Consider the following 12,867-nt stretch of genomic DNA (forward strand, 5'->3'; position numbering starts at 1 on the left):
CTACGCTTAAGGGCACGCTATCCCGTCAGGAGAACCTTATGACCCGTTTTTCGACTACTCTTGTGCTCGGCGGCGCGCTGTTCTGCGCCTCGCCACTTTTTGCCGCTGACGTAAAAGTTGAGGTATTGCAGGATAAGTTACAACATCCATGGTCTGTTGCCTTCCTGCCCGACAACAAAACGCTGCTGATTACCGAACGTAGCGGAGCGCTGCGCAGCTGGAGTCCGGAGAGTGGCCTGTCGCAGCCGATTCAGGGTGTGCCAAAGGTCTGGGCAGAACGGCAGAGTGGCCTGCTGGACGTGGTGCTGGCACCCGATTTTGCGACCAGCCGTCGCGTCTGGCTCAGCTACACTGAGGCGAACAGCAGCGGCAAAGCGGGTGCCGTCGTGGGTGTCGGGACGCTGAGTCCTGATAACCGGCAACTCAGCGATTTCCGCGAGGTGGTCCGGCAGACGCCGATGCTCTCCAGCGGCAACAATATCGGTACCCGGCTGGCGTTTGATACTCAGGGCTATCTCTGGATCGCGTTCGGCGATAATTTTGTCAGCAGCGCAGCGCAGGATCTCGATAAGCTGCAGGGTAAGCTGCTGCGGCTCAACACCGATGGCAGCGTGCCGGACGATAATCCGTTTGTGAAAAAGCCCGGCGCGCGGCCAGAGATCTGGGCCTATGGTCTGCGTAATCCGCAGGGACTGGCGCTTAATCCCTGGACCGGCATGATATGGGAAAATGAACATGGCCCGCGCGGCGGCGATGAAGTGAATATCATGAGCCGTGGCAAAAACTACGGCTGGCCGCTGGCAACGTACGGCATTGACTACAACGGCGATAAAGTGCCGGAATCAAAGGGCACCCATGCTGCAGGCACCGAACAGCCGCTTTATCACTGGAAGGATTCTCCGGCCATCAGCGGCATGGCGTTTTATAACAGCGCCCGTTTTCCGCAGTGGAAGAATTCGGTGTTTATCGGAGCACTGAAAGAGAAAAACCTGATCCGTCAGAGTCTCAACGGCGAAAAAGTGGTGGAAGAGCAGCGCCTGCTGGACGATCAGAAGGCGCGAATCCGCGATGTGCGGCAGGGACCGGATGGCTGGCTCTATGTGCTGACCGATGAGGCTAATGGTAAGCTGCTGAAAGTGGGATTAGCGCAGGACGCTGGCGCGTCCCGCGGCTAAGAGCGAGACCTGGCAGACGATTTTATTTGTCAGTCCGGACCTGAGCCGTGCTCACAATCTTCGCGTACTCCATGTACGTGCTGGTTGCTGCGCGTGGTCCGTGTCCCGACTGGAGACAAGGATGCCTGCCGGGACAGGCTCTGAATCATCGCGCCCAGTGATAAACCTGCCAGCCGCGGTTTAGAGCTTCCTGATGCAGTTGTTCATCAGGGTTGATAACGTGGGCATGATCGGCCTGCTTCAGCAGTGGCAGGTCGTTCATGGAATCGCTGTAGGCCCAGGTACGGTTAAAGTTCTCCTCCTGCTGCAGCGCTTTCCAGTCACCCAGGCGGGTCACTTTGCCCTCTTTGTAGGTCATGGTGCCGTAGGTGTTGCCGCTGTAGCGTTCATCCACGATCTCAACGCCAATCGCCAGCGCGCCGCAGGCACCCAGCTTCTCAGCAATCGGCACCACCAGATGTTCGCCACTGGCAGAGATGATCATCACTCTGTCACCGCGTGTCCGGTGCCACTCAATGCGCTCGCGCGCTGCAGGATAAACGCGCGGCATGATGTCACGGTGAATGAAGCGGCGCACCCAGCCTTCAACGGTCAGTGTTGCCATGCCTGCCAGAGGGGAGAGTGTTTTATTCATATACTCTTCAATCGACAGCGTACCGGCGTAGTACTGGTTCATTAATGCCTGTTCCTGATCAATCAGTTCGCTGGGGGCAAATCCCTGTGATACCAGCCAGCGCAGCCACAGGCTGGTGCTGTCTTCACAAATCAGTGTTTCATCAAGATCAAAAAGGGCTAAGTCCATGGTCGGTCTCCTCGGCTGACTGGCTTTCAGGTTAGCCGATAATTGTGACGGGCTTAACTCTTCTGCGAAAAATCGGAATTTCACGCAATTCAGAAAGTGACAGGCGCGGGAAAAAGCGGCACGTGCGCGGCGTTTATGCCAGGGTTACTCTACTAAACTCTAAAAAACTTTACGATTCGACGGTTTTTTTCGCTGCCGGCAACGGTTAGCGTTTGAGTGAGAATTTTCTGCCCCTGGAATTTCGATTTAACAAGGACAATTCGGCCAAGCCCATGACAAACACTCGTTTCACATCTCGCCTGCGGCACCTCGTTGCCACCTCATTACTGATTATCGCCCCCATCAGCGCTTTTGCTGAACAGGCTCCCGCTGCGCCTGGCATTGATGCTAAAGCATGGATTCTGATCGATTATGCCAGCGGCAAAGTGTTAACCGAATCCAGCGCCGATCAGCGTCTTGATCCTGCCAGTCTGACCAAGATGATGACCAGCTACGTGGTCGGTCAGGCGATTAAAGCGGGCAAAATTAAACCGGATGACCTGGTCACCGTGGGACAGGATGCCTGGGCCACCGGCAATCCGAAGCTGCGTGGCTCTTCGCTGATGTTCCTCAAGCCGGGCGATCGGATACCGGTTCATGAGCTGAATAAAGGGATTGTGATCCAGTCCGGTAATGACGCCTGTATAGCGCTGGCAGATTATGTGGCGGGCAGTCAGGACTCGTTTATCGGCCTGATGAACAACTATGTAAAGGCGCTGGGACTCCAGAATACCCACTTTATGACGGTGCATGGTCTGGATGCTGAAGGGCAGTACAGCACCGCGCGGGATATGGCGCTGATTGCTCAGGCGCTGATCCGCGATGTGCCAGAAGAGTACGCACTGAATAAAGAGAAAGAGTTCACCTTCAACAATATTCGCCAGATTAACCGCAACCGTCTGTTGTGGAGCACCAACCTTAAGGTGGATGGCGTTAAAACCGGTCACACCTCCGGAGCGGGCAATAACCTGGTGGCTTCCGCGACCGAAGGCGATATGCGCCTGATCTCGGTAGTGCTCGGCACCGCCAGCGATGCCATACGTTTCCGCGAAAGTGAAAAGCTGCTGACATGGGGCTTCCGTTTCTTTGAAACGGTGACGCCGATTAAGGCGGATGCACCTTTTGCGCAGCAGCGGGTCTGGTTTGGTGATAAGAGCCAGGTGAATCTCGGGGTAGCGAAAGATGCGGCGCTGACCATCCCGAAAGGGCAGATGAAGAACCTGAAGGCGAGTTTTAAACTGACCACACCTCAGCTGGAAGCACCGCTGAAGAAGAATCAGGTAGTGGGCACTATCGATTTTCAGCTGGATGGCAAAACTATTGAGCAGCGTCCGCTGGTGGTGCTGCAGGATGTGCCGGAAGGCGGCTTCTTCAGCCGGATGATTGACTTCGTAATGATGAAGTTTAACGGCTGGTTCGGGAAGTGGTTGTCGTAAGTGAGCAGGGACGCTGATCCGTCCCTGAGACGAGTGCTGTTTCCAAATCAGAATCCAGCAGCAACGCTTTAGCTCAGCGCGCTGGGAACTGGGTCAGAAGAGGAAAGCGTCCCGCGCCATGGACGGCGCGGGTCGAGCGTGCCATGGATGGCGGTTTTTGCGTCTTTCCGATCTGACCCTGTTCCCTGCGCAGGTTCGATCTCACCGCCAGTTGAAGCAGATTCCAGACAATTAAGGAGACGCAACCGCACCCCGTCCTTAATTCTGCGTCCAGCCCTTACGAATCGGCAGGGCAAACAGCGCCCGATAGAGCGGGTTGATCACCGCCAGCATCCGCTCGCCATAGAACTGCCACGCCAGATGTGACGCCAGACAGCTCAGCAGACCCACCAGGAACCCGCCCAGCATATCCATTGGCCAGTGAACACCCAGATAAACCCGCGACCAGGCGATGGCACAACCCGCCATCATCAGTACCACACCCGACCAGAGGCGATGCCAGAAAATAAATGCCAGAGCAAAGGTGAATATTGTCGTGCCGTGATCGCTGGGATAGGAGTCATCGGCGGCGTGAGGCAGGAACTGATAACCGTAGCCAATGGCGAAAGGGCGGGGATGCGGCAGCAGGTGGCCCACACACCAGGAGATCGCCAGCGCATAGATCAGCGCCATACCGGTTTTCAGTACCAGCGCCCGCTGCGAAGAGACCTGATCGCGCGGTCCCCAGAGCCACATCGCCACAATTAACAGCGGCACGATGGCGATCAAATCTCTGGCAATAAAGGTCGCCAGTTGCAGCAACCAGGCAGGTGACGCCGGTGTGGCATTGATGGCAGTAAACAGTGCGTGGTTCAGCTCTTCCATTTCGGGATAAATTCCTCAGCAGACAGGCCGGTCATCAGCGTCAGGCAACATCCAGTCACCCAGGCCCGATAACAGCGGCAAATAAACGTTCAGCGACAGCGCGCCTGACCAATCAATCAGCACAATTTGCTAACTTATCAGCGCGCTATCCTGCTTTTTGTCGGGCTAATCGTCTATAGAAAGGCTCTTAATCTCATAATGAGTTGCACAACTGTTTAAGTTTTATGACGGTTTGAGAGGTGATTACGGAGTGGAAGCGCGGGATGGGACGAAAAAGGCATAAAAAAACCCGCCGGGAAAAAGACCAGCGGGCTCCACAATTTGGGGATTTCAAAGAAAAGCAGTGGCACTTATTATGACTATCGCTTAACAATAAAGTTCTGGACGTCAGCAAAAAAATTTTATAGGGGCAGTATCGGCCAGATAATCACAATCAGCGTCCCCGCCAGCGTCAGTAACACGTTGGCGATCGCATAGGTTCCGGCATAGCCCAGCGCCGGAATATTACTGCGTGCGGTATCACTGATGATCTCCATGGCTGGTGCGCAGGTTCGCGCGCCCATGATGGCCCCAAATAGCAGGGCGCGGTTCATTCGCAACACATAGGCTCCAAACAGATAGCAGATGATCACCGGAATCAGGCTGACCAGCAGACCGCACAGCAGCATCAGCGCACCGTCGCTGCTCAGGCCGTGATTAATTCCGCTGCCGGCGCTTAATCCTACACCCGCCATAAATACCATCAGGCCGAACTCTTTCACCATGGTAAGCGCGCCCTGCGGAATATAGCCAAAGGTCGGATGGTTGGCGCGCAGGAAGCCAAGCATGATACCGGCGAACAGCAGACCCGCCGCGTTCCCGATACCAAAACTGAAATTGCTGAACTGGAAGGTGATCAGACCAATCATCAGACCCACGATAAAGAAGGCGCAGAAGGCCAGAAGATCGGTCATCTGACTGTGAATCGCGATAAAGCCGATACGATCTGCCACGCTTTTCACCCGTCGCGCCTCGCCGCTGACCTGCAACACATCACCTTTATTGAGCATGATGCTGTCGTCGATCGGCATCTCGATCTGACTGCGTATTACGCGGTTCAGGAAGCAGCCGTGATCGGTAAGGTTTAACTTGCTGAGGCGTTTGTTTACTGCGTTATGGTTTTTCACCACGATCTCTTCGGTGACGATGCGCATATCCAGCAGGTCGCGGTCAAACACCTCTTTACCGTTACGGAAACTGGGATCGAGCCGGGCGTGTGCGTCGGGATAGCCGACCAGCGAGATATCATCACCCAGTTGTAACACCGCATCCCCATCGGGACTGGCGAGAATACCGTTACGGCGGATACGCTCAATGTAGCAACCTGTCTGACGATAGATACCCAGCTCGCGCAGGTTTTTGCCGTCGCTCCACGCCACCAGTTCCGGGCCCACGCGATAGGCGCGGATCACCGGCAGAAAGACTTTACGCTGGCTGTCCGCATCCAGACCGCGCTCGCGGGCGATCTGCTGGGCGCTGGTGGGCAGATCCTGGTGTTGCAGGCGGGGCAGGTAACGGGCACCAAAAATCAGGCTGACCAGTCCAATCAGGTAGGTCACGGCATAACCGAGGCTCAGCTGATCCTGCATCAATCCAAGCTGCTTGGAATCGCTGATGCTTTGCCGCAGAGTATCACCCGCTCCGACCAGCACCGGTGTTGAGGTCATCGACCCGGCCAGCATGCCTGCGGTGAGACCAATATCCCAGCCAAAGAGTTTTCCCAGCCCCAGTGCCAGCAACAACGCGCTGACCACCATCACGATGGCGAGCATGAAATAGTTTTTGCCGTCGCGAAAGAAAATAGAAAAAAAGTTGGGACCCGCTTCAACACCAACACAAAAAATAAACAGCATAAAGCCCAGACTTAATGCATCGGTATTGATCGCGAAGTGCTGCTGCCCTAATAAGAGCGAAACCACTAATACGCCAATCGAATTTCCCAGCTGAACCGAGCCAAGACGCAACTTGCCCAGACAGAGGCCGAGCGCTAAAACGACAAATAATAACAAAATGTCATTTCCGCTTAACAATCCTGCGACGTTAATATTCACTGTTTAACTTCTTGTTTACGTGTAACCTGTTGAAGAGTGGCCTGTTTTTCGCTATCGTGAGCAGGCCGTTGAGGTGCTGTTGTATCAACACTGCAAATGGAACCGGTATCGCGGCGCTATTCTAATCACAAATATCTTTCACAGCCATTGGCTGTTTTCATTCGTTACCACAGCGAACTGTTTCTTTTTATTTCCACCAGAACGCATCAGGGATATCAGCAGGTTATTGTCGGGGTTACTTTTAATCAGTGGGGTGGTATGCCGCAGCGTTCTTATCTCTGGACTACCCGCCTGTGCGGCGTGGTGTTGTACAGTCTGGTGTTTGTTTTTACCTGTCATTTCTGGCAGGTCGGTCCCGGCCCGCTCCGTGGTCAGCCCGAATTACTGCTCTTTATGTTGCCCGGTATTGTAATGGCATTGATGCAGGTGGAAAGCCCGTTAAAAAGCACGCTGCTGATGGGACTCTGGGGAACGTTGCTGGCAGCACTTCTGCTCAATAACAGCCTGTTTATTCACAGCAGCGGACTGTTTGCCATCGCATGGAGTCTCAGCGCGCTGTTCTGGGCAGGCTGTGGGGCATTGCTGGTACGATTGATGCAGATCGTGATGGCGTCGCTCAACTAAACGGTGCCGGATGGCTGGCGTCAGCCAGAGAGCAAAAAGGCGAGACAGGAAAACCCTGCCTCGCCTTTTTTATTCCGGTTATCTGCGCTTACGCGACAAATCCCAGATTCTCTTTGGTCCAGGCCGCAAACTCGGTGTAGCCACCGATATGTTTTTCGTCCACGAAAATCTGCGGCACGGTGCTGACCGGTTTACCGGCGCTGGCTTCCAGATCGGCTTTAGTAATGCCTTCTGCATTAATATCGACATACTGATAGCTAAAATCATCGCGCTCCGCGGTCAGCTTGTCGGCCAGTTCATGGGCTCGGACACAGTAGGGACAGCCCGGACGACCAAAAATAACAGCAATCATTGATAACTCCTTGCAGCGACTATTATGTGATGTGTATCACATAATCAAACAGAGAATGGCAACCATCATGCCCGCTCGTATCGCTTAAGGAAAGCAGGATTTGCCTGTTAGTCTGATGCCCGCACGCTATTGCTGCCGTTCAGGAAGCGTCTGAAATAAGGGCTTTTTTGCGACGGCAGCCCGTGTAATCCGCGCAATTTTTGGGTTGTTGACCATAATTGACGCTCAGTAAGCCGCAAAGGCAGGAGGATGTGATGCAGAGTGTGGCCAGATTACCCCGGTTTATCGTGGTGCTGGAGGCGGCGGGCGGCCTGTTAATTCTGGGGGCGCTACTGCTGATTAACCACTGGCTGCCGCTGCCAGATCAGGCTGATGCCAGAACGCTGGCCATCCTGCTGTTCATCGCTGGTGTGGTGCTGATGCTGCCTGCTGCCTGGCTATTGATGTGGCGCACCGCGAAAGCTATCGCGCCACAGCTGTTCAATCAGATTGATAAAAAAAGATAATGTTGCTGGAGACTTTATGACACCGACCATTGATTTACTGTGCAGCCACCGTTCAATCCGCGCCTTTACTGACCAGCCGGTCAGTGAAGCCCAGCGTGAAGCGATTATTAATGCGGCGCAATCGGCGTCCACATCCAGCTTTTTACAGTGCTCTTCTATTATCCGTATCACTGACAAAGCGCTGCGTGACAAGCTGGTGACGCTGACCGGCGGACAGACGTGGGTCGCGGATGCGCCTGAATTCTGGGTTTTCTGCGCGGACTTTAATCGCCACCTGCAGATTTGCCCGGATGCGCAGCTGGGCCGTGCCGAGCAGTTGCTTCTGGGCTGCGTCGACACCGCCCTGATGGGGCAGAACGCGATGGTAGCGGCGGAATCGCTGGATCTGGGTGGCGTCTTTATCGGCGGAATCCGTAACAGCATTGCGGAAGTGACCGAGCTGCTTGGCCTGCCGAAATTTGTGCTGCCGCTGTTTGGTTTCTGCCTGGGGCATCCGGCGTCAAAACCGGACGTTAAACCGCGCATGCCACACGCCATGCTGGTGCATGAAAACCGCTATCAGCCACTGGATAAAAGCGTGCTGGCCGAATACGATAGCCGCACAGAACTCTATTATCAGCAGCGCGACAGCAACCCGCGTAGCGAAACCTGGAGTGAGCTGATTCAGCGTCTGATCATTAAAGAAACGCGTCCGTTTATGCTCGATTATCTGCATCAGCAGGGCTGGGCTACGCGTTAACCCACAAAGGGAGAGCTGCGATGAAGATAGCCATCCTGTCGCGCGATGGGACGCTCTACTCCAGTCGGCGATTGCGTGACGAGGCCGCCGCACGCGGTCACGAGGTGCAAATCATCGATCCGCTCTCCTGCTATATGAATATCAATCCCGCCTCACCCGCGGTTCACTATTGTGGTGAACCGCTGGGCCCTTTCGACGCGGTTATTCCGCGCATCGGCAATGCCATTACCTTTTACGGTGCGGCGGTGCTGCGACAGTTTGAAATGTGTGGCAGCTATCCGCTGAATGAGTCCGCCGCCATTACCCGCACCCGGGACAAATTACGCTCGCTGCAACTGCTGGCACGGGAAGGCATCGACATGCCTGTGACCGGCTTTGCCTCCTCACCCGATGACACTGACGATCTGATCGCCATGGTGGGCGGCGCGCCGCTGGTGGTTAAGCTGGTGGAAGGGACGCAGGGCATTGGCGTCGTGCTGGCGGAAACACGGCAGGCGGCAGAGAGCGTCATTGATGCCTTCCGCGGCCTGAATGCGCATATTCTGGTGCAGGAGTTTATTAAAGAAGCCGAAGGGCGTGATATTCGCTGCCTGGTGATTGGTGATCAGGTGGTGGCAGCGATTGAGCGGGTCGCGAAAGAGGGCGATTTCCGCTCTAATCTGCATCGCGGCGGCAAAGCCTGCCCGGTTGAGATTACCCCTCAGGAGCGGGAAATGGCGGTGAAAGCCGCCGCTACGCTTGGGCTGGAGGTTGCGGGTGTCGATATTCTGCGCGCCCATCGCGGTCCGCTGGTGATGGAAGTGAACGCCTCGCCCGGCCTGGAAGGCATTGAAACCAGCAGCGGCCTTAACATTGCCGCGCTGATGATTCAGCGGATTGAGCAGCAGGCCATCCCCGGGCTCCGTCCTAAAACCGCTGGCTGACACGCGCTTTTCAGCAGTTTTCGTGGCATCGCCACGCATTTTTCCGTAAGCTAAGTCGCCTGTTTATCACCCCACTGGGATTTTACGATGGATTCTCTTGTCGTTCCGGATATCGACCTGCTGCGTCGCTGGCTGGATCAGCAAAATATCACCTGGTTCGAATGCGATGCCTGTCAGGCACTTCATCTGCCGCACATGCAAAACTTCGATGGGGTGTTTGACGCCAAAATCGATCTGGTCGACAACGTCATTCTCTTTTCGGCGCTGGCTGAAGTGAAGCCGACGGCGCTGATTCCGCTGGTCGGCGATCTGTCGCAAATTAATGCCAGTTCACTGACGGTGAAAGCCTTTATCGACATTCAGGATGATAATCTGCCGAAGCTCATTGTCTGTCAGTCAATGACGACCACCGCCGGATTAACCTTTGGTCAGTTCTCACACTTTATGAAACAGAGTGAAGAGCAAATCTCCATGGTGATTCTGGAAGCCTTTGCCAATAATCTGCTGATTGTGGGTGAAGAAGAAGAGCACGTTCCGGTCTCCAGCGTGCATTCGGTGCTGCACTAGGCCGACCCCTTTACAGACTAAGCCGTCCCTGAGACGGCTTTTTTATGCACGCCGCGTGCCGCCACCTTTTTTTATTCTGCATTTTGCCCTTTAATGCCAGATATCTGTCGTCGTTTATACCATCAAAGCCGAACCTCATAGCTCAAACATGCATAAAATATCGGTTTCAGGCGTTTTTTACGCTGGGGTCTGGTGCAGCCTGAGCAGGGGGGCTATGCTTGCGGGGCTGTAACAGGCGCGTAACTACGCTTCTGATATAGGATTTTGCTGGTAAACTCCCGCTGAATAATGATTCATTGTGTCACTGACGTCCTGTACAGAACGCAATGCAGGGATCTCAGGTTTGCAGCGTTGTAATGACCCGCTCAGGAGGATGGAAAACATGTTCAACTCACGTCAGAAATGGCTGTCAGCTGTGGTAGCGGCTTCGCTGATGGTCGCGTCGGCCAGCAGCATGGCGGAAGATAAAACGCTGCACGTCTACAACTGGTCCGATTATATTTCGCCAGATACCGTGCCGAACTTTGAAAAGCAGTCGGGCATTAAGGTTGTCTACGATGTCTTTGACTCCAACGAAGTGCTGGAAGGCAAACTGATGGCGGGCAGTACCGGCTACGATGTCGTGGTGCCATCCTCCAGCTTCCTGGCGCGTCAGCTGCAGTCCGGGGTATTCCAGCCACTGGACAAGAGCAAACTGCCTAACTATAAAAACCTCGATCCGGCGCTGATGGAAAAAGTGGCGCAGCACGATCCGGGTAATAAATATGCCATTCCTTATCTGTGGGGCACCACCGGTATCGGCTACAACATCGACAAAGTCAAAGCCGCGCTGGGAACCGATGCGCCGGTCAACAGCTGGGACCTGGTGATGAAGCCGGAAAATCTGGAGAAGCTGAAAAGCTGTGGCGTCTCTTTCCTGGATGCGCCGGAAGAGATTTTCGCCACCGTGCTGAACTATCTGGGCAAGGATCCTAACTCTTCGGATGCCAAAGACTATTCCGGTGCGGCGACAGACCTGCTGCTGAAGTTGCGTCCGAACATCCGCTATTTCCACTCGTCTCAGTACATCAACGATCTGGCTAACGGTAACACCTGCGTTGCCATCGGCTGGTCGGGCGATATTCTGCAGGCGAAGAACCGTGCCGATGCGGCGAAAAACGGCGTGCATCTGGGCTACAGCGTGCCAAAAGAGGGCGCACTGGCCTTCTTCGATATGATGGCAATTCCTAAGGATGCCAAAAACCTCGACGGTGCCTACGCCTGGCTGAACTACATCATGGATCCGAAAGTGATCGCTGATGTCTCCAATAAAATGAACTACGCCAACGGCAACAAAGCGTCGCTGCCGCTGATCAATGCCGACGTCCGCAACAACCCGGGTATCTTCCCGACGCCAGAAGCGATGTCGAAATTGTTCGTGCTGAAAGTCCAGGATCCGAAACTGGATCGTGTGCGTACGCGCGCATGGACTAAAGTAAAAAGTGGTAAGTAGTTCGTCCTTTACGGATTGACCTGTCACGCATCAGCAACAGAGGCGCAGTGTCGGCCTCTGTTGTGCCATTTTTAGCGGCGGATTTTGCCGCCATGTTCCGCCTGGCTCCGGAGAGAACCCTTTGTGAACGATGCCATTCCCCGCCCTCAACATAAAACTGCAAAGGCCTTAACGCCGCTGCTGGAGATCCGCAATCTGACCAAATCTTTTGACGGCCAGCACGCCGTGGATGATGTCAGTCTGACCATTTATAAAGGTGAAATCTTCGCTCTGCTGGGCGCATCGGGCTGTGGCAAATCCACGCTGCTGCGTATGCTGGCCGGTTTTGAGCCGCCCACCAGCGGCCAGATTGTGCTGGATGGACAGGATCTGTCGCACGTTGCGCCCTATCAGCGTCCGATCAATATGATGTTCCAGTCCTACGCGCTGTTCCCGCACATGACGGTTGAGCAGAATATCGCTTTTGGTCTGAAGCAGGATCGGCTGCCGAAAGGGGAGATCACCAGCCGCGTCGCCGAAATGCTGGCGCTGGTGCATATGCAGGAGTTTGCGAAACGCAAACCGCATCAGCTCTCCGGTGGTCAGCGCCAGCGCGTGGCGCTGGCACGCAGCCTGGCGAAACGGCCAAAACTGCTGCTGCTCGATGAGCCGATGGGCGCACTGGATAAGAAGCTGCGCGACAGGATGCAGCTGGAAGTGGTTGATATTCTTGAGCGTGTGGGCGCGACCTGCGTGATGGTGACGCACGACCAGGAAGAGGCGATGACCATGGCGGGCCGTATCGCAATTATGAATCGCGGTAAGTTCGTGCAGATTGGCGAGCCGGAGGAGATTTACGAGCATCCGACCAGCCGCTACAGCGCGGAGTTTATCGGTTCGGTTAACGTCTTCGAAGGTTTGCTGCGTGAACGTCAGGCAGATGGCCTGGTAATCGACAGCCCCGGCCTGATGCATCCGCTGAAAGTCGATTCCGATGTCTCGGTGGTCGATAACGTGCCAGTGCATGTCGCGCTGCGCCCGGAAAAAGTGATGCTGTGCGATGAAGTACCCGCCGATGGTTGTAACTTTGCGGTGGGTGAAGTGGTCCACATCGCCTATCTCGGCGATCTCTCTATCTTCCATGTCCGTCTGCACAGCGGGCAAATGATCAGCGCACAGTTGCAAAACGCGCATCGCTACCGCAAAGGGTTGCCGACCTGGGGAGATGAAGTCCGCCTCTGCTGGGAAAGCGACAGTTGCGTGGTGTTGACGGTTTAAG

Annotated in this window: 13 protein-coding genes; 9 read left to right on the forward strand and 4 right to left on the reverse strand. The window is 54.9% G+C overall.

The annotated features are described in order from the left end of the window. The first annotated feature begins 38 nt into the window (after positions 1 to 38). On the forward strand, positions 39 to 1,175 hold the full coding sequence (locus F3I20_RS10375; RefSeq protein ID WP_150037162.1) for a PQQ-dependent sugar dehydrogenase: 1,137 nt from the start codon (positions 39 to 41) through the stop codon (positions 1,173 to 1,175). A 145-nt stretch (positions 1,176 to 1,320) separates the two neighbouring features. On the opposite strand, the gene F3I20_RS10380 is transcribed toward F3I20_RS10375, so the two are convergent. After that, the gene (locus F3I20_RS10380; protein WP_150015263.1) at positions 1,321 to 1,977 is read right to left on the reverse strand and encodes an HAD family hydrolase; all 657 of its coding nucleotides are present in this window, start codon (positions 1,975 to 1,977) and stop codon (positions 1,321 to 1,323) included. A gap of 272 nt (positions 1,978 to 2,249) precedes the next feature. Here F3I20_RS10380 and F3I20_RS10385 point away from each other — a divergent pair, with 272 nt between their 5' ends. Next, positions 2,250 to 3,452 carry a serine hydrolase gene (locus F3I20_RS10385; RefSeq protein ID WP_150015262.1) on the forward strand — a complete coding sequence of 401 codons (1,203 nt, stop codon included), beginning with the start codon at positions 2,250 to 2,252 and terminating at the stop codon, positions 3,450 to 3,452. 258 nt (positions 3,453 to 3,710) lie between these two features. Here the strand turns inward: F3I20_RS10385 and ybjG are convergent, their stop codons facing one another. Further along, complete coding sequence (gene ybjG / locus F3I20_RS10390) at positions 3,711 to 4,316, reverse strand: undecaprenyl-diphosphate phosphatase (protein WP_150015261.1); 606 nt, start codon at positions 4,314 to 4,316, stop codon at positions 3,711 to 3,713. Between the two features lie 401 nt (positions 4,317 to 4,717). After that, the gene (locus F3I20_RS10395; protein WP_150015260.1) at positions 4,718 to 6,406 is read right to left on the reverse strand and encodes an aspartate:alanine antiporter; all 1,689 of its coding nucleotides are present in this window, start codon (positions 6,404 to 6,406) and stop codon (positions 4,718 to 4,720) included. A gap of 258 nt (positions 6,407 to 6,664) precedes the next feature. Between F3I20_RS10395 and ybjM the strand changes: the two genes are divergently transcribed. Next, positions 6,665 to 7,030 carry an inner membrane protein YbjM gene (gene ybjM, locus F3I20_RS10400; protein ID WP_033782470.1) on the forward strand — a complete coding sequence of 122 codons (366 nt, stop codon included), beginning with the start codon at positions 6,665 to 6,667 and terminating at the stop codon, positions 7,028 to 7,030. Positions 7,031 to 7,118: 88 nt separating this feature from the next. Here ybjM and F3I20_RS10405 read toward each other — a convergent pair whose 3' ends face one another. After that, complete coding sequence (locus tag F3I20_RS10405) at positions 7,119 to 7,382, reverse strand: GrxA family glutaredoxin (protein ID WP_003849263.1); 264 nt, start codon at positions 7,380 to 7,382, stop codon at positions 7,119 to 7,121. Positions 7,383 to 7,636: 254 nt separating this feature from the next. Here F3I20_RS10405 and F3I20_RS10410 point away from each other — a divergent pair, with 254 nt between their 5' ends. The 6 genes from F3I20_RS10410 (at position 7,637) to potG (ending at position 12,866) form a co-directional block, all read left to right on the forward strand. Next, positions 7,637 to 7,888 carry a DUF1418 family protein gene (locus F3I20_RS10410; RefSeq protein ID WP_150037161.1) on the forward strand — a complete coding sequence of 84 codons (252 nt, stop codon included), beginning with the start codon at positions 7,637 to 7,639 and terminating at the stop codon, positions 7,886 to 7,888. Between the two features lie 16 nt (positions 7,889 to 7,904). Then, the gene (nfsA, locus tag F3I20_RS10415) at positions 7,905 to 8,627 is read left to right on the forward strand and encodes an oxygen-insensitive NADPH nitroreductase (protein ID WP_150015258.1); all 723 of its coding nucleotides are present in this window, start codon (positions 7,905 to 7,907) and stop codon (positions 8,625 to 8,627) included. Positions 8,628 to 8,647: 20 nt separating this feature from the next. Further along, positions 8,648 to 9,550 carry a 30S ribosomal protein S6--L-glutamate ligase gene (gene rimK / locus F3I20_RS10420; RefSeq protein WP_150015257.1) on the forward strand — a complete coding sequence of 301 codons (903 nt, stop codon included), beginning with the start codon at positions 8,648 to 8,650 and terminating at the stop codon, positions 9,548 to 9,550. A gap of 87 nt (positions 9,551 to 9,637) precedes the next feature. Beyond that, positions 9,638 to 10,117, forward strand: a complete 480-nt coding sequence (locus F3I20_RS10425) for a YbjN domain-containing protein (protein WP_150015256.1) — start codon at positions 9,638 to 9,640, stop codon at positions 10,115 to 10,117. A 382-nt stretch (positions 10,118 to 10,499) separates the two neighbouring features. Beyond that, entirely contained in the window at positions 10,500 to 11,609 is a 1,110-nt protein-coding gene (potF, locus tag F3I20_RS10430; protein WP_150015255.1) for a spermidine/putrescine ABC transporter substrate-binding protein PotF, read from the forward strand. A 123-nt stretch (positions 11,610 to 11,732) separates the two neighbouring features. Then, positions 11,733 to 12,866, forward strand: a complete 1,134-nt coding sequence (gene potG, locus F3I20_RS10435) for a putrescine ABC transporter ATP-binding subunit PotG (RefSeq protein ID WP_013357281.1) — start codon at positions 11,733 to 11,735, stop codon at positions 12,864 to 12,866. Position 12,867: the final 1 nt, after the last annotated feature.

The sequence above is a fragment of the Candidatus Pantoea gossypiicola genome (assembly GCF_008632075.1).
Taxonomy (GTDB): domain Bacteria; phylum Pseudomonadota; class Gammaproteobacteria; order Enterobacterales; family Enterobacteriaceae; genus Pantoea; species Pantoea gossypiicola.